General features: G+C 63.8%; 21 protein-coding genes. 13 read left to right on the forward strand and 8 right to left on the reverse strand.

Features of this window, described 5'->3' with window-relative positions:
* Positions 1–47 precede the first annotated feature (47 nt).
* Positions 48–3,518, reverse strand: a complete 3,471-nt coding sequence (locus JKL46_RS02820; protein WP_201829890.1) for an indolepyruvate ferredoxin oxidoreductase family protein — start codon at positions 3,516–3,518, stop codon at positions 48–50.
* Between the two features lie 162 nt (positions 3,519–3,680).
* On the opposite strand from JKL46_RS02820, the gene JKL46_RS02825 reads away from it, so the two are divergent.
* A complete protein-coding gene (locus JKL46_RS02825; RefSeq protein ID WP_201829891.1) occupies positions 3,681–4,136 on the forward strand; it encodes an Lrp/AsnC ligand binding domain-containing protein in 456 nt (151 codons plus the stop codon).
* A 211-nt stretch (positions 4,137–4,347) separates the two neighbouring features.
* On the opposite strand, the gene JKL46_RS02830 is transcribed toward JKL46_RS02825, so the two are convergent.
* Genes JKL46_RS02830 through paaZ form a run of 3 tightly spaced genes read right to left on the reverse strand, consistent with a single transcriptional unit; the run spans position 4,348 to position 8,927 of the window.
* Positions 4,348–4,773, reverse strand: coding sequence for a PaaI family thioesterase (locus JKL46_RS02830; protein WP_201829892.1), 426 nt, complete (start codon positions 4,771–4,773; stop codon positions 4,348–4,350).
* Positions 4,774–4,827: 54 nt separating this feature from the next.
* On the reverse strand, positions 4,828–6,903 hold the full coding sequence (locus JKL46_RS02835) for a 3-hydroxyacyl-CoA dehydrogenase NAD-binding domain-containing protein (protein ID WP_201829893.1): 2,076 nt from the start codon (positions 6,901–6,903) through the stop codon (positions 4,828–4,830).
* Positions 6,900–8,927: a phenylacetic acid degradation bifunctional protein PaaZ gene (paaZ, locus tag JKL46_RS02840; RefSeq protein WP_201829894.1), complete on the reverse strand. Its 2,028-nt coding sequence runs from the start codon at positions 8,925–8,927 to the stop codon at positions 6,900–6,902. Before paaZ ends, JKL46_RS02835 begins: the two co-directional genes overlap by 4 nt.
* 200 nt (positions 8,928–9,127) lie before the next feature.
* Here paaZ and JKL46_RS02845 point away from each other — a divergent pair, with 200 nt between their 5' ends.
* The 7 genes from JKL46_RS02845 to JKL46_RS02875 all read left to right on the forward strand — a co-directional run bounded on the left by JKL46_RS02845 (position 9,128) and on the right by JKL46_RS02875 (position 14,755).
* Complete coding sequence (locus tag JKL46_RS02845) at positions 9,128–10,021, forward strand: PaaX family transcriptional regulator C-terminal domain-containing protein (RefSeq protein ID WP_201829895.1); 894 nt, start codon at positions 9,128–9,130, stop codon at positions 10,019–10,021.
* Positions 10,022–10,252: 231 nt separating this feature from the next.
* Positions 10,253–11,248 carry a 1,2-phenylacetyl-CoA epoxidase subunit PaaA gene (gene paaA, locus JKL46_RS02850; protein WP_201829896.1) on the forward strand — a complete coding sequence of 332 codons (996 nt, stop codon included), beginning with the start codon at positions 10,253–10,255 and terminating at the stop codon, positions 11,246–11,248.
* Positions 11,249–11,262: 14 nt separating this feature from the next.
* Positions 11,263–11,553 (forward strand): 1,2-phenylacetyl-CoA epoxidase subunit PaaB, encoded by a 291-nt coding sequence (paaB, locus tag JKL46_RS02855; protein ID WP_201829897.1) that lies wholly within the window; start codon positions 11,263–11,265, stop codon positions 11,551–11,553.
* Positions 11,553–12,311, forward strand: a complete 759-nt coding sequence (paaC, locus tag JKL46_RS02860) for a 1,2-phenylacetyl-CoA epoxidase subunit PaaC (protein WP_201829898.1) — start codon at positions 11,553–11,555, stop codon at positions 12,309–12,311. The genes paaB and paaC overlap by 1 nt, the downstream gene beginning before the upstream one ends.
* Before the next feature lie 13 nt (positions 12,312–12,324).
* Complete coding sequence (gene paaD, locus JKL46_RS02865; protein WP_201829899.1) at positions 12,325–12,840, forward strand: 1,2-phenylacetyl-CoA epoxidase subunit PaaD; 516 nt, start codon at positions 12,325–12,327, stop codon at positions 12,838–12,840.
* 17 nt (positions 12,841–12,857) lie between these two features.
* A complete protein-coding gene (gene paaE, locus JKL46_RS02870) occupies positions 12,858–13,934 on the forward strand; it encodes a 1,2-phenylacetyl-CoA epoxidase subunit PaaE (protein ID WP_201829900.1) in 1,077 nt (358 codons plus the stop codon).
* Positions 13,935–13,951: 17 nt separating this feature from the next.
* Positions 13,952–14,755 carry a Phenylacetic acid catabolic protein gene (locus tag JKL46_RS02875; protein ID WP_201829901.1) on the forward strand — a complete coding sequence of 268 codons (804 nt, stop codon included), beginning with the start codon at positions 13,952–13,954 and terminating at the stop codon, positions 14,753–14,755.
* Positions 14,756–14,769: 14 nt separating this feature from the next.
* Here the strand turns inward: JKL46_RS02875 and JKL46_RS02880 are convergent, their stop codons facing one another.
* The 4 genes from JKL46_RS02880 to paaG are packed head-to-tail and all read right to left on the reverse strand — an operon-like array spanning position 14,770 to position 18,027.
* A complete protein-coding gene (locus tag JKL46_RS02880; protein ID WP_201829902.1) occupies positions 14,770–15,405 on the reverse strand; it encodes a TetR/AcrR family transcriptional regulator in 636 nt (211 codons plus the stop codon).
* A gap of 8 nt (positions 15,406–15,413) precedes the next feature.
* Entirely contained in the window at positions 15,414–16,748 is a 1,335-nt protein-coding gene (paaK, locus tag JKL46_RS02885) for a phenylacetate--CoA ligase PaaK (RefSeq protein WP_201829903.1), read from the reverse strand.
* Positions 16,749–16,774: 26 nt separating this feature from the next.
* A complete protein-coding gene (gene paaI / locus JKL46_RS02890) occupies positions 16,775–17,236 on the reverse strand; it encodes a hydroxyphenylacetyl-CoA thioesterase PaaI (RefSeq protein ID WP_201829904.1) in 462 nt (153 codons plus the stop codon).
* A complete protein-coding gene (paaG, locus tag JKL46_RS02895; protein WP_201829905.1) occupies positions 17,236–18,027 on the reverse strand; it encodes a 2-(1,2-epoxy-1,2-dihydrophenyl)acetyl-CoA isomerase PaaG in 792 nt (263 codons plus the stop codon). The genes paaI and paaG overlap by 1 nt, the downstream gene beginning before the upstream one ends.
* A 272-nt stretch (positions 18,028–18,299) precedes the next feature.
* Between paaG and JKL46_RS02900 the strand changes: the two genes are divergently transcribed.
* The 5 genes from JKL46_RS02900 to JKL46_RS02920 all read left to right on the forward strand — a co-directional run bounded on the left by JKL46_RS02900 (position 18,300) and on the right by JKL46_RS02920 (position 22,796).
* Complete coding sequence (locus JKL46_RS02900) at positions 18,300–19,421, forward strand: ABC transporter substrate-binding protein (RefSeq protein WP_246529121.1); 1,122 nt, start codon at positions 18,300–18,302, stop codon at positions 19,419–19,421.
* A 77-nt stretch (positions 19,422–19,498) separates the two neighbouring features.
* Positions 19,499–20,371, forward strand: coding sequence for a branched-chain amino acid ABC transporter permease (locus tag JKL46_RS02905; RefSeq protein ID WP_201829907.1), 873 nt, complete (start codon positions 19,499–19,501; stop codon positions 20,369–20,371).
* A gap of 1 nt (position 20,372) precedes the next feature.
* Complete coding sequence (locus tag JKL46_RS02910; protein WP_201829908.1) at positions 20,373–21,320, forward strand: branched-chain amino acid ABC transporter permease; 948 nt, start codon at positions 20,373–20,375, stop codon at positions 21,318–21,320.
* Positions 21,317–22,099, forward strand: coding sequence for an ABC transporter ATP-binding protein (locus JKL46_RS02915; RefSeq protein ID WP_201829909.1), 783 nt, complete (start codon positions 21,317–21,319; stop codon positions 22,097–22,099). Before JKL46_RS02910 ends, JKL46_RS02915 begins: the two co-directional genes overlap by 4 nt.
* Positions 22,092–22,796, forward strand: a complete 705-nt coding sequence (locus JKL46_RS02920; RefSeq protein WP_201829910.1) for an ATP-binding cassette domain-containing protein — start codon at positions 22,092–22,094, stop codon at positions 22,794–22,796. Before JKL46_RS02915 ends, JKL46_RS02920 begins: the two co-directional genes overlap by 8 nt.
* The last annotated feature ends 63 nt before the right edge of the window (positions 22,797–22,859 follow it).

Here is a 22,859-nt window from a genome sequence, read left to right on the forward strand (position 1 = left end):
CCCGCACTTCGTGCGCCGGGGATGACACAATGCGGCGGCCGCCTGCCTCAGACACGTATTGCTTGCGGCCTGCGCGAATCTATGACGGTCGTCTCCGTCTCGACGCGTTCCCACAGGCGTTCGACCTCCGTCTTCACCTTGTGGATCGCAGCCTCCTTGACTGGGCCGTAGCCGCGGATGTCCATCGGTGCCTTGGCGATCGCCAGAAGCTCGCCGAAATGCTCCGGTGTGAGGCCGGCGAGGATTGTCTCGACCTGCTCTTCATACCAGCCGATCAGCGCCCGCTCGGTGCGCCGCTCGGCGGTGTAGCCGAAGATGTCGAGAGGCGTGCCGCGCAAGCCCTTCAGGCGGGCGAGCACTTTCATCGGCGTCTGGATCCATGGACCGAAACTCCGCTTCTTCGGACGGCCGCGCGCGTCGAGCTTGGACGGCAGCAGCGGAGGCGCGAGGTGGTAATGCACCGTGTAATCGCCCTCGAACTCGCGCTTCAGCTCATCGAGGAAGCCGGTCTCCATGTGCAGGCGCGCGACCTCGTATTCGTCCTTGTAGGCCATGAGCTTGAAGAGGGAACGTGCCACGGCGTCGGTCAGCGTCTCGGAACCGATGACGGCTTCCGCCTTGCGAACGCGCGCCACCATTGCCTCGAAGCGGGCGGCATAGGCGGCATTCTGATAAGCGGTCAGGAAGGTGGCACGGCGCGCGATGATTTGGTCGAGGGTCTCGGGTTCCGCGGGCTTGTCGCCGGCAGCCCGATGCACCACGTCGGGATCGGCGCTGAGCAGCCGGCCGAAGGCGAAGGCCTGGCGGTTGCGCTCGATGGCGACGCCGTTGAGCTCGATCGCGCGCGCGAGCGCCTCGAAGGATACGGGCACCAATCCCTGCTGCCAGGCGAAGCCGAGCATCATCACATTGGCATAGACGGTGTCGCCGAGCAGCATATCGGCAAGCGCATTGGCATCGACCGTTGCCATGTTGCCGTTGCCGATGACGCGTTCGATGGCGCGAAGCCGCGTGCGGCTCGCAAGATCGGCATCGCGGAAGCGCACCACGTCGCCTGTCGGCATCTCCGCCGTGTTGACCACGGCGCGCGTGCCATGCCGATAGGTGCCGGACGCCTTCGGCGATGAGCTGACCACCAGATCGCAGCCGATCAGCGCATCGGCCGCGCCCTGATCGATGCGGACCTGATGCAGTTCGTCAGGCTTTGCCGCGATACGCAGGTAGCTGAGCACAGGCCCGAATTTCTGGGCGAAGCCGGTGAAGTCCAGCACCGACACGCCGCGGCCCTCAAGATGTGCCGCCATGCTGATGAGCGCGCCGACGGTGACCACGCCCGTGCCGCCGACGCCGGTGACAAGCAGATCGAACGGCTTGCCGAGAGCGGGTAGAGCAGGGAATGGGAGCGTTGCGGCATGGGCATGCGCATCGAAACCGGATGTCGTTTTCGCTTTGCGTGCGGCGCCCTCCACAGTGACGAAGCTGGGGCAGAAGCCTTCGAGGCAGGAAAAGTCCTTGTTGCAGGTGGAGAGGTTGATCTTGCGCTTGCGGCCGAAGGGCGTCTCCTTCGGCTCGACGCTCAGGCAGTTCGACGCCACCGAACAATCGCCGCAGCCTTCGCAGACGAGGTCGTTGATATAGGCGAAGCGCTTGGGATCCTCCATCTGTCCGCGCTTGCGGCGCCGGCGTTTTTCCGTGGCGCAGGTCTGCTCGTAGATCAGCACCGTGACGCCGGAGATCTCGCGCAGTTCCTTCTGCACCGCATCGAGATCCTCGCGCGGATGGATCGTCACGCCGTTCGGCAGATCGGCGAGCTCGAACTTCTCCGGATGATCCGACACGAGCGCGATCCGCGACACGCCCTCCGCGCGCACGCTATGAGCGATGGCATGCACGCTCACGGGGCCGTCGACCGGCTGCCCGCCGGTCATGGCGACCGCATCGTTGAACAGGATCTTGTAGGTGATGTTGGCGCCCGCCGCGATGGCCTGCCGGATCGCCATCGATCCCGAATGATAATAGGTGCCTTCGCCGAGATTCTGGAAGATGTGGCCCTGGCCGGTGAATCGCGAGGATGCCGCCCAGTTCACGCCCTCGCCGCCCATCTGGATCAGCGACGAGGTCTCCCGGTCCATCCAGCTCGCCATGAAATGGCAGCCGATTCCGGCGAGCGCCTTCGAGCCTTCCGGCACCTTCGTCGAGGTGTTGTGCGGGCAGCCGGAGCAGAAATAGGGCGTGCGGGTCGCGCCCGGCACAACGATGGTGCGCTCGGGATCCGGGTTAAGCGCCGCCACGCGCTTCGCGAGATTAAGATCGGGGAAGATGGCATCGAGGCGCTGCGCCAGCACGCCGGCGAGGAAGCGCGGGGACAATTCGCCAGTCCAGGGAATGAGCCGCTTGCCCGCCTCGTCGTGCTTGCCGACCATGCGCTCGGGCTTGGAGCCGGGATAGTCGTAAAAGTACTCCTTGAACTGGCTCTCGATGATGCCGCGCTTCTCCTCGACGACGAGGATCTCGCGCTTGCCTTTCACGAATTCCAGCGCGTCGTGCAGGGCGAGCGGCCAGACCATGCCGACCTTGTAGATGTCGATGCCGTGCGCGCGGCAGGCGACCTCGTTAAGACCGATGAGGCGGAGCGCCTCCATCAGATCGAGATGGGCCTTGCCGGCGGTGACGATGCCGTAGGTCGCCTGCGGGATGTCGTAGATGCGCCGGTCGATGGGGTTCGCCTTGGCGAAGGCATAGACCGCGTGCTTCTTCGCCTCCATGCGCTCTTCGATCTGCGGTCCCGGCAGATCCGGCCAGCGATAATGCAGGCCGCCGGGCGGGGCTGTGAATTCGGGCTCGACGAACTGGCGCGGCGCATGCAGCTCGACCGAGACGCCGGATTCGACGATTTCCGACACGGCCTTGAAGCCGACCCACATGCCGGAGAAGCGGCTCAGCGCATAGCCGTATTCGCCGAACTCGAGATATTCCGCGACGCTCGCCGGATGCAGCGTCGGCATGAACCAGCTCATGAAGGCGACGTCGGATTGATGCGGCATCGAGGAGGAGACGCAGCCATGGTCATCGCCGGCGATCACCAGAACGCCGCCATGAGGCGAGGAGCCATAGGCGTTGCCGTGCTTCAACGCATCGCCCGAACGGTCGATGCCGGGCCCCTTGCCGTACCAGAGACCGAATACGCCGTCGACCTGCCGGTCGGGATTGGTCTCGACCTGCTGCGAGCCGAGCACGGCGGTTGCGGCAAGATCCTCGTTGACGGCGGGCAGGAACTCGATGCGGTTCTCCTTGAGCTGATCCTTCACGCGCCAGAGCTCGAGATCGACCCCGCCCAGCGGCGAGCCGCGATAGCCGGAAACGAAGCCCGCCGTGTCGAGGCCAGCCATTTTGTCCCGTTTGGCCTGATCGAGAACGATGCGGACGAGGGCCTGGGTGCCTGTCAGGAAGACCCTGCCTGTGTCGCGGTTGTACCGGTCGGCGAGCCGATAGGAGTCAAGTGAGGGGGCGTGGTCCATGAGCCTGTTCCCGGAACGAAAAGCGCCATTTGCCGGCTTCTCTAGAATAATCCTGAACTGCTGGTAGGAGTTTCCTATCTATCCCTTCCTCCGGCCATTCTCGGTAGAAATTCAGCAAAAGGGCATTATAAATGGTAGAAATTACCGAAGTGGGAGGCCGCTGTGATCGAGAAGCAGGACGAGCACATTCTGGCCCAGCTGCAGAAGGAGGGCCGCACCACCAACCAGCAGCTGGCGGATGATGTGGGCATGTCCACCTCCGCCTGCTGGCGGCGCGTGCGAGCGCTCGAAGAGACGGGCGTGATTGTCGGCTATGCGGCCCTGGTCGATCGTGAAAAGGCGGGCTTCACCACCTCCGCCATCCTGCATGTCTCGCTCGAGCGGCACGACGCGAAATTCGTCGACGAATTTGTTTCACGTGTAACAGCACGCGCCGAGGTGATGGAATGCTTCGCGACGACTGGCGATGCCGATTATCACCTGCGCGTCGTGGTGCGCGACATGAAGGCCTACAACGAGTTTCTCGACGCGTTCATGTTCCGCCTGCCCGGCATCCGTTATGTGCGCACCAACGTGATCCTGAAGGAGATCAAGACCAGCGTGGCGCTGCCGTTTTGAGCGCGGTGCCCAACAATATCATCAATACTTACACTGCTACGTCATCACCGGCCTTGTGCCGGTGATCCCGATGCTGTGAAGCGCCGGGCTTTTCTTATCGAGATGGCCGGGACAAGCTCGGCCATGACGTGGGAGGCGGTACGCCACTGTCCTTCCCGATTGAAGCGAAGTGGATGGGAATGGCGCCCATCGCGACGGCGTTCCTGAGACGCTACTTGTTCTCCGACAAAAGCGCATAGGCGAGCTGCGCCATCGCCACGGGGCGCGGATCGCCCTCGGCTGTAAGCGTCACGCTGCCGAAGGCCATGGTGCGCCCCAGGCGCACGACCTTCGCCTCGGCCAGCACGTCCGTTTTCATGGCAGGGCGGAGAAAATGCATCGTCTGGTCGACCGTGGTCATGGGCCTGTAGGCACCGGCCGCGGACGACACGGCGAACACCATCGCCGTGTCGGCAAGGCTCATGAGCGCCTGCCCGCAGATCACCCCGTTGTCGCGACACAGTCTGTCGGAGAACCGCATGCGCAAGGTCGCGCCGTCCTTGTCGAGAGCCTCGATGGAGAGGTTGAGCTCCTGCACCCAGGGCGCGAAGACGCCGGTGATCATCTCCTCGGCGGTCGCGCGGTCGAACGTGGTCATGTCTTGCCCCAGCCATTGCTTCTGTGGTTCATCCGGCGCTCTCGAGGCGCGGGTTTACGGATAGAATTTTTCCGCCGAAGCCACGCGCCTGACAAGGCCCTCGGCGACCTCCCAGCCGGGACCGTCCAGTTCGGCCCGTTCCTTCGCCTGATCGAGGATGAATTGCAGCCCCACGCGATCCGCTTCGAACAGAGGGCCCCCGCGCCAGGCCGGATAGCCATAGCCGTTCATCATCACCACATCGACGTCGAGCGGCCGCTCGACGATGCGCTCGTCCAGGATCTTACAGGCCTCGTTGACGATGGCGGTGCGGATGCGGGACTGGATCTCCTCCGCCGAGATCGTGCGCCGCGTCAGCCCGCGCCGCTGCGAGGCCTCCTCGACGAGGGCCGTCACGACAGGATCGATCTCCCGCTTGCCGCCCTCGTAGCGATACCATCCCGCTCCCGTCTTGCGACCGAAACGTCCTGCCTCGCAGAGTCGGTCGGCGATGTCGACATAGCGCTCGCGCGGATCGCGGTTGGGGGCCAGACGCTTGCGGCGCGCCCAGGCGATATCGAGGCCGGCGAGGTCCGACACGGCGAAGGGACCCATCGGGAAGCCGAAGGATTCGAGCGCCGCATCGACCTCGTGCGGCAGCGCGCCTTCCTCGAGCAGGTACTCCGCCTGCTGGCGATAACGCGACAGGATACGGTTGCCGACGAAGCCGTCGCAAACCCGGCAGACAACGGGGATCTTGCGCAGACGCTTGGCGAGAGCGAGGCCCGTGGCGACGACATCGTCGGCCGTCGCATCGGTCCGCACGATCTCGAGCAGCTTCATGACGTTGGCAGGGCTGAAGAAATGCAGCCCCACCACATCGGCCGGCCGTGAAGTGGCAGCGGCTATCAGATTGATATCAAGGTAACTGGTATTCGTTGCCAGAATTGTTCCAGGCTTCAGGATCGTATCGAGATCGCGGAAAAGCGCCCGTTTCACGTCCAGATCCTCGAACACCGCCTCGATGACGAGATCGCGATCCGACAGGGAGCTCGTTCCAACCGCATACCCGATGGCCTGCAGGCGCTCACCCCTTGCCGCAGCCGAGAGCCGGCCGCTCGCAAACTGCTTCTCATAGGTGTCGGTAATGCGCGCCTCACCCGCGGAGAGCGCCTGTTCGCTCGTCTCGACGACTTTGACGTCGAAACCCGCATCGGCAAAGGCGATGGCGATGCCGGAACCCATGGTTCCGGCGCCTACGATGCCCACTTTCTGGACCGGGCGCGGCTCAACCCCATCGAGGCCCGGCAGTCGCGTGACCTCCCGCTCAGCGAAGAAGGCGTGCCGCAGGGCCGCCGACTGCTCCGATCCCCGCAGGGCCAGAAACGTTTCGCGCTCGCGCGCCATCCCCTCTTTCAGCGGCAGGTCCGCAGCGAGCAGAGCGAGTTCCGCTGCCCTGCCGGGCGCTTCGGCGCCTCTGGCCTTGCGGCGGATCTCCGCGACTTTTGCGGAAGCGCTTTGGCTATCGATGCCGGCAACAACCTGTTCGCCGGTGCGTCGGATCGGCTTGCCGATCAGCTCCCGTGCGAGTTCCGTCGCCTCCTGACGGAGATCGCGGGAGGAAATCCGGTCGATGAGGCGAAGACGCAAGGCTTCCGCCGCCTTCACCATGCGCCCGCTGGAGACGAGATCGAGAGCCGCCTCGAGGCCGACGAGCCTTGGGAGGCGCTGCGTTCCGCCCGCTCCCGGAACCAGTCCGAGCTTGACTTCGGGAAGCCCGAAACTTGCGCTCGGCTCGGCGATGCGGGCATGGCAGGCAAGGGCGATCTCGCAGCCGCCGCCAAGTGCGGTGCCGTGAACGGCTGCGACGACCGGCTTGGAGCTGTCCTCGATGGCGTCGATCACGTCGGGCAGATGCGGTTCGCGCGGAGGCTGACCGAACTCGCGGATGTCTGCGCCGGCCACGAAGGTGCGTCCGGCGCAGGCAATCACGGCGGCCTCGATCTGCGGATTGCGCTCGACCTCCTGAATCGCTGCAAGCAATCCCGCTCTGACCGCCTGCGACGTGGCATTGACGGGCGGGTTGTCGATCTCGATCAACGCCACAGGAGAGGTGCTTGTGAGCCGGACGGGACCGTCGCCCGCGGTCATGGACGCACCGCGTTCATCGTGAGGAGCTCATAGGTTGCAACCGTCTCGCCCTTGTCCGTCATGATCTCCACGTCCCAGCGTACCTCGCCGTATTGCTCGTTGCGCGGTGATTTCGATTTCGCCGTCAGCCGGACCTTGATGGTCTCTCCCGGCTGCACGGGTTTGATGAACCGTAAGGAATCGAGACCGTAATTGGCAAGCACCGGTCCGAGATCCGGATCGACGAAAAGGCCTGCCGCGAAGGAGATAAGCAGATAGCCATGGGCGACGCGGCCGGGGAAGAACGGATGGTTCTTCGTCGCCTCCTCGCTCATATGCGCGTAGAAGGTGTCGCCGGTGAATTCGGCGAAGTGCTCGATGTCTTCGAGGGTGATCGTGCGCTCCTTCGAGACGAAGGTCTGGCCGATGGCGAGATCCTCGAAATAATAGCGGAAAGGATGCTTTCCCTCTTCGATGGTCGGCGCGCCCTTGATCCAGGTCTTCGTCACGCGCGAGAGCATGGCCGGCGAGCCCTGCAGCGCGGTGCGCCGCATGTAATGATGCACGCCGCGGATGCCGCCTAGCTCCTCGCCGCCGCCGGCGCGACCCGGGCCGCCATGGACCATGTGCGGCATCGGCGAGCCATGACCGGTCTGCTCCTTGGCGCAGTCGCGGTCGATCAGCACAAGGCGGCCGTGGAAGGCACCGACACCGAAGACCAGATCGGCCGCGGCGGCGGGATCGTAGGTATAGAGAGAGGCGACGAGGCTGCCGTCGCCACGATTGGCGAGCGCCACGCCCTGATCGAGCCCGTCATAGCCCATCACGGTGCAAACCGGACCGAAAGCCTCGACGCTGTGCACGTTGGTGGCGCGGATCGGATCCGGGCAGTGCAGCACGAGCGGCGGAAGGAACGCACCGCGCTCGCGATCGGCCCCTTCGACGGTGAAGTCGTCGGGATTGCCGATGACGATATCCGCTTCGCTGCGCAGCTTCGCCAACTGAGCGAGCACATCGCGGCGCTGGCCGAGGCCAACGACCGGGCCCATGCGAACGCTCTCGAGTTCCGGATTGCCGACCTTGATCTTGGAGAGTCGCTCGCCGAGAGCAGCGATCACGGCAGGCACATGCTCGTTCGGCGCGATGGCGCGCCGGATGGCGGTGCACTTCTGGCCGGCCTTCACCGTCATCTCCTTGGCGACCTCCTTGATGAAGAGGTCGAATTCCGGCGTGCCCGGTCCGGCATCGGGCGCGAGGATCGCCGCGTTGAGCGAGTCACGCTCGGCGATGAAGCGCACCGACTCGCGCGCGATCACCGGATGCCGCTGCAGCTTCTGCGCCGTGTCGGCGGAACCCGTGAAGGACACCACATCCTGGCAGGTCAGGTGATCGAAGAGATCGCCGGTGGAGCCGACGATGCATTGAAGCGCGCCATCGGGGAGAATGCGGGATTCGGCGATCATGCGGACGAGCGCATGCGCCACATAGGAGGTGATCGTCGCCGGCTTCGTCACCACCGGCACACCGGCCAGGATCGCCGGCGCGAGCTTTTCGAGCATGCCCCAGCAGGGGAAGTTGAAGGCGTTGATGTGCACGGCGACGCCGTTGAGCGGCGTCATCACATGCTGGCCGACGAAAGTGCCTTCCTTGGAGAGAGGTTCGACATTGCCATCCAGGAGAAAAGTGGTATTGGGCAGCTCACGCCGTCCCTTGGAGGCATAGACGAAGAGGGTGCCGATGCCGCCGTCCACGTCGATGAAGTTGTCGATGCGGGTGGTACCGGTCTGGAATGACAGCGTGTAGAGCTGGTCCTTGCGCTCCGAAAGGTAGACGGCGAGACGCTTCAGCATCTCCGCGCGCTGATGGAAGGTCATCCGCCGCAGGGCCGGGCCACCGACCTGCCGGGCGTATGCGAGCACCTCGCCCATATCGAGACCACCGCTCGCCACCTCTGCGACCACGTCGCCGGTGACGGCGCTGTGGATCTGGGCCAGATCCTGGCCGGGCGACATCCAACTTCCGCGAATGAAGCTTTCAAGTCTCATGGGGCACCTTGGCGTTTTATGCGCAGCCGTGTGGGCGATGCTGCGTCCTCGCCGTATTATTGACCGACCGGCCGGTTAGTCAAGGAATTTTGGGGTTGCCCGCAGCGGTGTTCGGCTCGACAGTTGCAGTCGGCTGCGGATAGACGGGGTTGGGCTTGGCGCCTGGAGCGTCAGGGACTGAGGAACTGGAGTGAGGCCGAATGGCCGCGTTTGTCGAAACTCTCCTGGACGCATTCCACGAGCGGACGCCGATCCGGGCCGGTTCCCTGATTGTCACCGTGTTCGGCGACGCGGTGGTTCCGAGGGGAGGGGTGCTGTCGTTAAGCTCCCTGCACGACATCATGCGTGCCTTCCGCATCAGCGACACCCTTGTGAGAACGGCCTTGTCTCGCCTCGTCAGTGACGGCTGGTTCGAGCGCTGGAAGGTGGGGCGCAACAGCTACTACCGGCTCACGGGCCAAGGACATGAAGCCTTCGCACGGGCAACCCTGCGGATCTATGCCGATCCGCCACAGGACTGGCAGGGCGCCTTCGATCTCCTTCTGCTCGACAATGGCCAGGACAGAGGTCCCCTTCGCAGTGAATTGTCAGTGGCCGGCTACGGGTCTCTCGGTCCCGACCTTCTGATTGCTCCTGCAATGGCGGCCGAGAACGGCGCCTTCCTGCGCCTGTCGGGGATCCCATCCGATCTCCCAACCGCCCGGCGCCTCGCCGAGCGAGCCTGGCCCCTTGCCGAGATCGAGAGCCGCTACAGGCGCTTCATCGACACCTATTCGGAGACGCTCGCTGCACTCGAACGGGGTGCTTCGTTCACCACCCTCGACGCGCTCCTCGTTCGAATCCTCCTGATCCACGATTACCGCAGGGCGGTTCTGAAGGATCCGCTGCTGCCTGCCCAGCTTCTGCCGGACCCGTGGGCGGGAAGTGCCGCGCGGGACCTCTGCGGCGCGATCTACAAGACCCTGCTTCCGGCCGCAGAGCGGTGGCTCGATGCCCATGCCCAGAACGATCAGGGACCTTTACCGGAGGTCGATCGGGACTTCAGGCAAAGGTTTGCGGCGATCCGCCCTTTGGCTCCACGACAGGCTGTCTGATAAAAGCGTTACAAAAAATATTGAAAAGAAATTTTTTTGTGACATATTGAGCTCGATATAGGATTCGGCAAGGGATTTTGCGCGCGGATGAGGCGACGGACGCCCGATTTGCGTTGAATAGCTAGTCTCAAGGCTGATGGGACGTGCCCTTGGGGCCAACTTGGCCTTTGAGCGGATCCCGACCCGCGCCGGAGCGACGGAACAGGTTTCAAGAAGACAGGGAGAAGCGCCGTGTACGCACAGATGGTGAAGACGGGCGTCGATCACATTCAGTCCAAGGAAGAGATGTCTCCGGAGGAGCGTGCCTTCCAGGAGCGCGTCGATGCCGACATCAAGATCGAGCCCAAGGAGTGGATGCCGGAGGCCTACCGCAAGACCCTGATCCGGCAGATTTCCCAGCACGCTCATTCCGAGATCATCGGCATGCAGCCGGAGGGCAATTGGATCACCCGCGCGCCAACCCTCGAGCGCAAGGCCATCCTGCTCGCCAAGGTGCAGGACGAGGCCGGCCACGGCCTCTATCTCTACTGCGCCGCCGAGACGCTGGGCGTGAGCCGCGACGAATTGCTGGAGCAGCTTAACAACGGCAAGGCAAAGTATTCAAGCATCTTCAATTATCCGACCCTGACCTGGGCCGATATCGGCGCCATCGGCTGGCTCGTGGACGGTGCTGCGATCATGAACCAGGTGCCGCTGCAGCGCTGCTCCTACGGTCCCTATTCGCGCGCTATGATCCGCATCTGCAAGGAAGAGAGCTTCCATCAGCGCCAGGGCTATGATGCGCTGACCAAGCTCGCCCAGGGCACGCCCGAGCAGAAGCAGATGGCGCAGGATGCGTTGAACCGCTGGTGGTGGCCGTCGCTGATGATGTTCGGGCCGTCCGATGCGGAATCGGTTCACAGCGCGCAATCCATGCGCTGGAAGATCAAGATCAATTCCAACGATGAACTGCGCCAGAAATTCGTCGACCAGACCGTGCCGCAGGCCGAGTATCTCGGCCTTACCGTTCCCGATCCGGATCTCAAGTGGAACGCGGAGCGCGGGCATTACGATTTCGGCGAGATCAACTGGGACGAATTCTATCAGGTGATCGCCGGCAACGGCCCCTGCAACCGCCAGCGCCTGCGTACGCGGGTGAAGGCCTACGAAGAGGGCCAATGGGTACGCGATGCCGCGGACGCCTATGCGGCGAAGAAGGCGGCACGGGCGAAGGCCAAGGCGGCATAAGCGGGAGAGCATCGATGACCGACAAGAAGGAATGGCCTCTCTGGGAGGTGTTCATCCGCAGCCAGCATGGTCTGTCTCACCGGCATGTGGGCTCCCTGCATGCGCCGGATGCCGAGATGGCGATCATGAATGCGCGCGATGTCTATACGCGCCGCAACGAGGGCGTGAGCATCTGGGTCGTGAGGGCGTCCGACATTTCGGCGAGCTCGCCGAGCGAGAAGGGTCCGCTCTTCGATCCCGCCAACAGCAAGGTCTATCGCCATCCGACCTTCTACGACATCCCTGAAGAGCTGGGGCACATGTGATGGCCGGACAGGATGCGCTTTTCGAGTATCTGCTGCGCCTCGGCGACAATGCCCTGATCCTGGGGCACCGCCTGTCCGAATGGTGCGGTCATTCGCCGGCGCTCGAGGAGGATCTCGCGCTCTCCAATGTCGCTCTCGATCTCATCGGCCAAACGCAACTCTGGCTGAACCTTGCGGGCGAGGTCGAAGGAAAGGGGCGAAATGCCGACAAGCTCGCCTATCTTCGCGACGCGCGCGACTTCCGCAACGTGCTTCTGGTCGAGCAGCCGAACGGTGATTTCGCCGTGACCATGGCACGCCAGTTCTATTTCGACGCCTGGCATTACCTGCTGCTGCGCGAACTCACCGGCTCCACGGACAGTCGCATCGCGGAGATCGCGGCAAAGGCGCTCAAGGAAGTCACCTATCACCTGGAGCGAAGCCAGGAATGGGTGCTGCGCCTCGGCGACGGCACGGAGGAGAGCCATCGCCGCATGCAGGAAGCCATCGACGACCTCTGGGTGTATACCGGCGAGCTGTTCGACGCCGATGCGGTCGACGCAGCGATCATCCGCGACGGATTGGGTCCCGATCCTGCGAGCTTGCGCGATCTGTGGCTCGGCCTCGTGCGCGCGACGGCCGAGGAGGCGACCTTGAGCCTGCCGCAGCCGGGCTGGGCGCAGAAGGGCGGCAAGCAGGGCCTCCATTCCGAGCATCTCGGTTATATTCTCGCCGATCTCCAGTTCCTGCAGCGGGCCTATCCTAACGCGACATGGTAAGGAGCGGGATGCCATGACGGATAGCCTGACGCGCCCGAACCTGGATCAGATCAGGACCTGGTTGGATGACGTCCCCGATCCGGAAGTACCGGTGGTCTCGGTGACGGATCTCGGGATCGTCCGCGATGTGCGCTGGGACGACGACGAGCTTGTCGTCGCGATCACGCCGACCTATTCCGGCTGCCCCGCGACCAGCGTCATCGCGCTCGACATCGAGATGGCGCTGCGGGCGAAGGGCCTCAACAACCTGCGGATCGAGCGGCGCCTCTCGCCGCCCTGGACGACGGACTGGATCACGCAGGAAGGTCGGCAGCGGTTGCAGGCCTACGGCATCGCACCGCCGGCCGAGGAGAAGGCGGACAAGCCGTCGCCCTTCGACCGCTTCCTGCGCAAGCCTTTGACGATCGCCTGCCCGCGCTGTGGCTCGGAGAACACGGCTCGGATCAGCGAGTTCGGCTCGACCCCATGCAAGGCGCAGTACCAGTGCCGTGCGTGTCTCGAGCCCTTCGACTATTTCAAGTGCATTTGACAACGAGCGGACGCTCCATGACCAGGTTTTATCCCGTCACCGTCGCCGATGTGCGGCGCGAGACCCGAGATGCCATCGTTCTCACCCTCAACGTGCCGGAGGAGCATAAGGACGCGTTCCATTTCTCGCCGGGACAGTATTTGACCCTGCGCACCCAGATCGACGGCGACGAGGTGCGGCGCTCCTATTCCATCTGCGCCGCTCCGATGGAAGGAAAACTGCGGGTCGGCATCAAGAAGATCGCGGGCGGTGCCTTCTCGAACTGGGCTAGCGAGCAGCTGTCGCCTGGTCAGACGATCGAGGCGATGCCGCCCATGGGCAATTTCTTCGTGCCGCTCGATCAGACCCGCAAGCGGCATTTCGTGGGCTTTGCCGCCGGCAGCGGAATCACGCCGCTGCTCAGCATCGTCAAGACGACTCTCGTCGCCGAGCCGCAATCCTCCTTCACCCTGTTCTACGGCAACCGCGCCTCGAGCTCGATCATGTTTCGCGAGGAACTGGAGGATCTGAAGAACGAACACCTCGAACGCTTCAGCCTCATCCATATTCTGAGCCGCGAGCAGCAGGACATCGATCTGTTCAACGGGCGCCTGAGCAGGGAGAAGTGCGACCAGCTCCTCGACCATTGGATCGACGTGTCGTCCATCGACACGGCTTTCATCTGCGGGCCGCAGGACATGATGCTGGGCGTCGCCCAGAGCCTGGAGGAGCACGGGCTCGACAAGCGGCAGATCAAGTTCGAACTTTTCGCCACCTCGACCCCGAGCCGCCGCCAGCGCAGGCCGGAGGAGACGGCTGCGGAAGACCATAAGAATCTGTGCGAAGCCACCATCGTCATCGACGGGCGCTCTCGCACCCTGTCCTTCGAGAAAGGCACGGCTTCGGTGCTCGATGCCGCCATGCACGAGGGGATGGAGCTGCCCTATGCCTGCAAGGGCGGCGTCTGCTCCACCTGCCGCGCGATGCTGGTCGAGGGCGAGGTCGACATGGATGCGAATTTCGCGCTCGAAGATTATGAGATCGCGCGCGGCTACATCCTGACCTGCCAGAGCTATCCGGTGAGCGACAAGATCCTGGTCGATTTCGACAAGTGATAAGGGGAGACGATCCCATGGTCGATGAAGAGAGCCTCGTCAGCTTCGTGGTCGGCGGCGGCCGGTTGAGCGCGCCGGACAACGTCACGCCGCGCTATCGCGGCGAGCTCATGCGCCTGATGGCGATCTTCGTCGATTCCGAAATGGCCGGCGCCTCCGGTTTCGCCGATTGCATCAATCTCGCTCCCGGCTTGAAGGAGCGGATCACGGCGACGCGCATCGTCTTCGACAAGTTCAACCATGCGCGGCGGATCCTGGACTTGATGGAGCAGTTCGGCGCCAATACCACGCAGTATGTCGGCGCCCATCCCTGGGCGGCGCGCCTCGACCGCAGCGTCGATCTCGGCACCAGGCGCATCGATGGCGACATGCGCCTCAACGTATTTCATTACCCGATCAATGGCTGGGTCGATTCCGTGGTCATGAACTGCCTGATGGGGCAGGCGACGGTGGTGCAGCTCGACGAGCTGACCCGCGGCTCCTATCAGCCTCTCGCGGATGCGCTGTCGGAGATCCTGCCTGCCGAAACGCGTCACGCGGAGCTTGGGGAGCACGGGCTGAAGGCGGCCCTCGACAGGGGACATGACCCGATCGATGCCCAGGCTTCGGTGAACTATTGGTATCCGCGCGTCGCCGACAGCTTCGGCAGCAGCACATCGGATCATTTTGCGCAGCATCGGAAATACGGCCTGCGCCAGAAGGGCCGGGACGGGCTCATCGCCCAATGGCAGAGCCGCGTTCACCCGATCCTCTCGCGGTTCGGCCTGAACGTTCCCGGACACAAACCGTCCGAGATCGGCGAGCAAGTGTCTCTGCAGTGATGTGCGAAGGAAAGCTATTCGGCGGCGCTGACCTGCCGTGACGGCGCAGCGGGTTCCGCTCGGAGATTGCGGGTGCCGTCGACGATGAGCTGCGAGACGAGCTCGGCATAATCGGCGCGCGTCACCTCACCGGTGCTCTTGAACCAGAGATAGTGCCAGTTGATCATGCCGAAGAGGGACATGGTCACCGGCTTGAGCAGCTTGGTTCCCTTGATCTGCGGCGCCACGCCGGCGACCGCATCGGAGAAGATCTTCACCAGATCGCGCTCCATTGCCTTCAGTTCGCCCTGACGGTCGCTCGGCAGAAGCCGCAAGCCGTTGATCTGCACGCTGTGCTGGGCGTCCGCATCGCGGTAGGCTTCGAGCAGGGCGGTGACGAGCTCCTTGAGGCGGGCCTCCGGGGCATGGTCGGGTCTGTCGGCGGCTTCCACCGCTTCGAGCAATTCCTCGAGGTGGAACCGGATGACGTCGAAGAGCAGCTCTTCCTTGTCCTTGTAATAGTGGTAGAGGTTGGCCTTGGAGACGCCGCAGGCTTCAGCGATCTTGCTCATCGAGGCACGGTCGTAACCATGTTCGGCAAAGAGTTCGGCCGAGCGATCGAGGATCGCCCGGCGTTTGTCGCCGTAATCGGTGGCACGGGTGCGGGCCATGGGTTCGTCTATTCTTTCGGTCTGTGGTCGATCACCCGTCTCGCCTTACCGAGAGAGCGTTCGATACCTTCGGGATCGAGCACATTTACCCGAGCCGTGATGCCAATGGTATCCTTGATCGCCTGTCCGAGCCGCTCGGCCGCCGCCTTGCGGGTCTCCGGATAATCGGAGTCGGGCCGGATCTCCGCCTTGATTTCCATCTGATCCATGCGTCCGTCGCGGGTCAGGATGATCTGGTAATGCCCCGAGAGGGCCGGAATCGCCAGGAGCTTTTCCTCGATCTGGCTGGGGAAAACGTTCACGCCGCGGATGATCATCATGTCGTCGGTGCGGCCGGTTATCTTCTCCATGCGGCGCATGGTCCGGGCCGTGCCGGGCAGGAGACGCGTCAGGTCGCGGGTGCGGTAGCGGATGACCGGCATCGCTTCCTTGGTCAGCGAGGTGAAGACGAGTTCTCCTTCCTCGCCGTCAGGCAGGACTTCCCCTGTAAGCGGGTCGATGATCTCGGGATAGAAATGGTCTTCCCAGATGTGGAGGCCATCCTTGGTTTCGACGCATTCGCAGGCGACGCCCGGCCCCATGACCTCGGAGAGACCATAGATGTCGACCGCGTGGATGTCGAAGGCTTCCTCGATCTCCCCGCGCATGGCGTTCGTCCACGGCTCCGCGCCGAAGATGCCGACCTTCAGCGAGGACTTTCGCGGATCGAGGCCCTGCTTGCGGAACTCGTCGAGGATCGCGAGCATGTAGGACGGCGTCACCATGATGATGTCCGGCTGGAAGTCCTGGATAAGCTGTACCTGCCGCTCAGTCATGCCGCCCGACATGGGAATGACCATGCAGCCGAGTCGCTCGGCGCCGTAATGCGCGCCCAATCCGCCGGTGAAGAGGCCATAACCGTAGGCCACATGCACCTTCATGCCCGGGCGTCCGCCGCTGGCGCGGATCGAGCGGGCCACCACATCGGCCCAGGTATCGATGTCGCGCTTGGTGTAGCCGACGACCGTCGGCTTGCCGGTGGTGCCTGACGATCCGTGCACGCGGGCGATCTGGTTCTGCGGAACGGCAAACATGCCGAAGGGATAGTTGTCGCGCAGATCGGCCTTGCTTGTGAACGGGAACTTGGCGAGATCCTTCAGCTCCTTGAAGTCGTCCGGGTGAACGCCGGCTGCGTCGAACTTCGCCTTGTAGTGAGGGACGTTCTCGTAGGCGTGGCGCAGGGTCCAGGCAAGGCGCTCGCGCTGCAGATTGGCGAGTTCGTCCCGGGACGCCAGTTCGGTGCCGTCGAGAATAGCAGCTTGAGGCTTGAGTTCGGAAAGCTTGCGAAGTGGGATCTGATGCACGGAAACCTCCCAATCGTTTTTCTTGATTAATCGTCTTTTGGCGTAAGAAGCGTGCCGGAAATGGTGCGCGAATGTCCGCGGAACTCGGCGACCGCTTCGCCCTTTCCGTTGCGCACCGTCACGTCGTAGATGCCGGAACGGCCGGACCGATTGCGCTCCACGGCATGGGCTTTCAGCGTATCGCCGCGCCGTCCCGGCTGCAGGAACGTCACGGCGCAATGCTGAGCGACCGTGCGCTGATCATAGGTGTTGCAGGCAAAGGCAAAAGCCGAGTCGGCCAGCGCGAAGATGAAGCCGCCATGGCAGATGCCGTGGCCGTTGGTCATGTCCGCGCGGATCGTCATGGTGATGATCGCCTCCCCCGGGGCGACGCGCTCGATCGTCATGCCGAGACCCTGGCTCGCCCGGTCCTCGGCCCACATGGCCTCCGCGCAGGCCTCGGCGATGTCGAGCGGGTCTTTGCTCGAAGATGTTGGCCGCGCGTCCATCAATTTCTCCCGCTGAATTTTGGTTGCCGCTTCTCGAAGAAGGCGGTGACGCCTTCCAGGTAATCGGGCGTGCGGCCCGCACGTCCCTGCAGGTCCCGCTCCAGATCGAGCTGGCGGTCGAGATCGTTCGTCTCGGATGCATCAAGAGCCTGTTTGATGAAGCCAAGGCCGATCGTCGGCTGCGTTGCGAAATGCGCGGCGAGGCGGTGCGCTTCGTCTATCAAAACCGCGTCGTCGACGCATTTCCAGATCATGCCCCAGGCTTCCGCCTGCTCGGCGGTGACAGGCTCGGCCAGAAGCGCGAGGGCGCGGGCACGCGCCGGTCCGACGAGGCGGGGCAGGAACCAGGTTCCGCCCGAATCGGGCACGAGGCCGAGCTTCGCGAAGGCCTGAATGAACTTGGCCGAACGGGAGGCGATGACGATGTCGCAGGCGAGAGCAATATTGGCTCCCGCCCCGGCCGCGACGCCGTTGACGGCGCCGATCACCGGCATTTGCAGCGCCCGGAGCTTGCGCACGAGCGGATTGTAGAACCGCTCGATGGTGGAGGAGAGGTCCGGCACTTGGCCCGGGCTGAAGACGCGGTCGGACAGATCCTGGCCGGCGCAGAAACCGCGTCCGGCGCCGGTCAGCACGAGCGCGCGGCAATCGGTGTCGGCTTCCGCATCGAGGAGCGCATTCATCAGCGCCTCGTGCATCGTCTCATTGAACGAGTTCAGTCGATCCGGTCGGTTGAGGGTGACGACCCGATATCCGTCCCGCCGTTCGATGAGGATGACGTCGTTCTCCACCAAGTCCTCCCGGGATTTTCGTTGAAGCAAGCGGCTTCTGTTGCGACTTGTTTACTATTGACCAACCGTCCGGTCAATTATATTGATGAGCGAAATGGCGTCAATGAGCCAAAGCTCGGCCCTTCGGGGCGCGGCGCTCGACCCGCAATGATCGGCCGGCTCTTGGCCGTTCGGTCCGTTGCGCAACAATAAGAACGACAAACGACAACGAAACCTGGAGGAAACGGATGAACGCGAAGGCAAATCTCAAAACCCTGCTGGCTGCCAGTGTCATGGCTTTCGGCGTCTCCCAAGGCGCGCTCGCGCAGGGCACGATCAAGATCGGATCGGTTCTCTCCGTTACCGGGCCGTCCTCGTTCCTCGGCGAGCCGGAAGACAAGACGCTCAAGCTCTATGTCGACAAGATCAACGCGGCGGGCGGCGTCAATGGCAAGAAGATCGAGCTCGTGATCTATGACGACGGTGGCGATGCCAACAAGGCGCGCACCTTCGCGACTCGCCTTCTCGAGGACGACGAGGTCATCGCCATGGTCGGCGGCACGACCACCGGCTCGACGATGGCGATGATCCCGGTCTTCGAAGAGGCCAAGGTTCCGTTCATCTCGCTTGCCGGCGCCATCGAGGTGGTCGACCCCGTCCGCAAGTTCGTCTTCAAGACGCCGCACACCGACAAGATGGCCTGCGAGAAGATTTTTGAGGATCTGAAGAAGCGCAATCTCACCAAGATCGGCATGATCTCCGGCACCGACGGGTTCGGCGCTTCGATGCGCGCGCAATGTGTCAAGGTTGCGCCGAATTACGGCATGCAGATCCTCACCGATGAGACCTACGGCCCGCGCGACAGCGACATGACGGCTCAGCTCACGAAGATCAAGAACACCGCCGGCGTGCAGGCCGTGGTCAATCCGGGCTTCGGCCAGGGCCCGGCCATCGTGACTCGCAACTATGCCCAGCTCGGGATGAACGCGATCCCGTTCTACCAGAGCCACGGCGTCGCCTCGAAGAGCTTCATCGAGCTCGCGGGTGCTGCGGCCGAAGGCGTCCGCTTACCGGCGGCGGCGCTTCTCGTCGGTGACAAGCTGCCTGACAGCGATCCGCAGAAGAAGGTCGTGACGGAGTACAAGCAGGCCTATGAAGGCGCCACGAAGCAGCCTGTCTCGACCTTCGGCGGCCATGCCTATGACGGTCTCTTCATCCTCGTCGAGGCGATGAAGCGCGCGAATTCCACCGACCCGCAGAAGATCCGCGACGAGATCGAGAAGACCAAGGGCTTCGTCGGCACCGGCGGCATCGTGAACATGACGGGCACCGACCATCTCGGCCTCGATCTCTCGGCGTTCCGCATGCTCGAGATCAAGGGTGGCGACTGGAACCTGGCGGCATCGGGAAGCTGATTTCGCACGAGAACTTATCGGACGGGAGGCCGTATAGCGTCTCCCGTCGGGCAACCTGAAGGTCTTGGGACAGCAGCATGGCCGAGTTCCTCCAGTTCCTCTTCTCCGGGCTGACGGTGGGCGCCGTCTACGCGCTGGTGGCGCTCGGCTTCACGCTGATCTACAACGCATCGGGCGTGGTCAACTTCGCGCAGGGCGAGTTCGTGATGCTGGGCGGCATGGTCACTGTCTTCGCCGCTGCCGCCGGCATTCCCCTACTGCTTGCGGCGCTTATTGCCATCGCCGCTGCCGTAGCCATCGGGCTCCTGCTGCATCGCCTAGCCATCGAACCGGCCCGGGGCGCATCCGCGGTGACGCTCATCATCATCACCATCGGTGCATCGATCCTGCTGCGCGGGCTTGCGGCCATCGTCTTCGACAAGCAGTTCCACAAGCTCCCGGCCTTCACGGGCGATACCCCCATCGACATCATGGGCGCGGCCGTCCAGCCGCAGAGTTTTTGGGTGCTCGGCGGCACGGCGGTCGTGGTGTTGGCGCTCTACGTCTTCCTCGAACACACGATCACGGGCAAGGCCGTTCTCGCCACCGCTGCGAACCGGCTCGCGGCGCGCCTCGTCGGCATCAATACGACCACCATCATGGCGCTCGCCTTCGGCGGCTCCGCCGCCATCGGCGCGATCGCCGGCATTCTCGTGACGCCGATCACGTTGACGAGCTACGATGTCGGCACGCTGCTCGCCTTGAAAGGCTTTGCCGCCGCCATGCTGGGCGGCATGGGCAACCCCGTCGGCGCGGTCGTCGGCGGGCTGTTGCTGGGACTGCTGGAAGCCTTCGGCGCCGGCTATCTCAGCTCCACCTACAAGGATGCCTTTGCCTTCCTCGTAATCCTCATCGTGTTGTTCGCCGCACCTCAAGGCCTCTTCGGACGCCGCGTCGTGGAAAGGGTGTAAGATGCGCGTTCTTGCAAATCAGCGCTTCCTCACGCTCGCCATTCTTGCGGTGGTGATCGCCGTACTCCCGTTTGTCTTTCCCTCAAGCTATTACTTCCGCGTGGCATCGCTCGTGTGGGTATCGGCGCTCGCAGCGGTGGGCCTGAACATTCTCATGGGACAGGCGGGGCAGGTCAGCCTCGGGCATGCGGCCTTCTTCGGCATCGGGGCCTATGCGGTCGCGATCGGTCCGGCGCATCTGGGCATTCCATCCTGGGCCGCTTTGCTCATCGGAGCCTTGCTCTCGGCGGTTCTCGCCTATCTCGTCGGACGCCCGATCCTGCGGCTCAAAGGGCATTATCTCGCCATCGCCACCTTGGGCCTCGGCGTTCTCGTCGCGCTCGTCATTACCACGGAGAGCAGCTGGACCGGTGGGCCCGACGGCATGCCGGTTGAGCGGCTGACCCTGTTCGGCTGGCGCGTCAGCGGATCCTCCACCTGGTACTGGGTGACGGGCGGGCTTCTCCTCGTCGGCACCTGGATTGCGCTCAATCTCGACGAGACGCCGACCGGGCGGGCCTTTCGCGCGCTGCACGACAGCGAAGTGGCGGCTCAGGTCGTGGGCGTCGATGTTGCCCGGTTCAAGCTGCAGGCCTTCGTGATCGCCGCCGTCTATGCCTCGCTCGCGGGATCGGCCCTTGCCTTCATGAACGGCTTCATCAATCCGGATCAGGCCGGCTTCCTGCATTCGGTGGAGCTTGTCACCATGGTCGTGCTCGGCGGGTTGGGATCGGTTCTCGGCAGCATCGTCGGCGCGGCCGTTCTGATAACGCTGCCGCAGGCGCTCACGGTGTTCCAGGAATACGAGCACCTTCTGCTCGGCCTCATCATCATCGTGGCGATGATCTTCATGCGCAACGGCATCGTGCCGAGCCTCTCAAGCCTGCTTGTCCGGAAGGCGCGCTCATGATCATCCTCGAAGCAACGGATATCGGCATCTCCTTTGGCGGCGTGAAGGCTGTCGACGGCGTAAGCTTTTCGGTCGGCCCGGGGCAGATCCTCTCGATCATCGGTCCGAACGGTGCCGGGAAGACGACATTGTTCAACGTCGTGTCCGGCGTCTATACGGCGGGCCGCGGCGCGATCCGCCTCTCCGGCGAGGACGTGACCGGTCTTGCCCCGCACAGGCTGGCGGAGCGCGGTCTTTCGCGGACCTTCCAGAACCTGCAGATCTTCCAGCGCATGACCGCTTGCGAGAACGTGATGGTTGGTCGCCATCTGCGGGAACGATGCAGTCTTCTGCCCGCATTGTTCAGAACGCCCTCCGTCACGCGCCAGAACCGTGAGACGCGCGCGGCGGCACTCGCGCTTCTGGAGGATGTCGGATTGAAAGATGCAGCCGACATTCCCGCCGGCTCGCTCCCCTACGGCGCCTGCAAGCGTCTCGAGATCGCCCGTGCGCTCGCTGCCGAACCGCGCGTGCTCCTTCTCGACGAACCGGCCGCGGGCTGCAATGCGGTCGAGACGGAAGAGATCGATCATCTGATCCGGCAGGTCGCCGATAGGGGCGTGGCGGTCGTGCTCGTCGAGCACGACATGAAGCTCGTCATGAAGATTTCCGACAGGATTCTTGTTCTCGAGCGCGGCCGGCCGCTTGTGGAGGGGACGCCGCGCGAGGTGCGCGACGACCCGCGGGTTCTTGAGGCCTATCTCGGACAGCATGGAGCGCGGGAGGCAGCGCGTGCTTGAGGTCGCCAACCTGAAAAGCGCCTATGGTCGCATCGAGGTGTTAAAGGGCGTCAGCATCGACGTAAAGGCCGGCGAGATCGTGGCGCTGGTCGGCTCGAACGGTGCGGGCAAGACAACGCTGCTGCGCACGCTCTCAGGCGTCCAGCCAGCCACGGGCGGTGAAATCCGCTTCAACGGCCAGCGCATCGATCGCCTGCCGCCGCATCAACGGGTGCAGCTCGGCATCACGCAATCGCCGGAAGGCCGGCAGGTATTCGGGCCGCTCACTGTGGAGGACAATCTGCGGCTCGGCGCCTATCGCCGGCGCGACAAGGCCATCGATGAGGACCGCGACCGCGTCTTCACCATGTTTCCCGTGCTGGCGGAGAAGCGGAGCCTTCTGGCCGGCGGTCTCTCGGGCGGCCAGCAGCAGATGCTGGCGATCGGCCGCGCGCTGATGGGTAAGCCCAAGCTCTTGCTGCTCGATGAGCCGTCCCTCGGCCTGTCGCCGCTTCTCGTGGACCAGATCCTCGACGCGATCGTCTCGCTCAAGAAGGACGGGATCACCGTGCTTCTCGTCGAGCAGAATGCCTCTGCTGCCCTCGCCATCGCCGATCGTGGCTATGTGCTGGAGACCGGCAAGGTCGCCTATAGCGGAGCGGGCTCCGCGCTGCTGGCCGATCCGCAGGTCAAGGCGGCTTATCTGGGTATCGACTGAGACGCTTCGGAGTCTATGGACGCTGGCATAGCCTTCACCTCTCCCCGGTGGGGAGAGGTCGAG

It is taken from the genome of Microvirga zambiensis WSM3693, from assembly GCF_016735695.1.
In the GTDB taxonomy this organism is placed as follows: Bacteria; Pseudomonadota; Alphaproteobacteria; order Rhizobiales; family Beijerinckiaceae; genus Microvirga; species Microvirga zambiensis.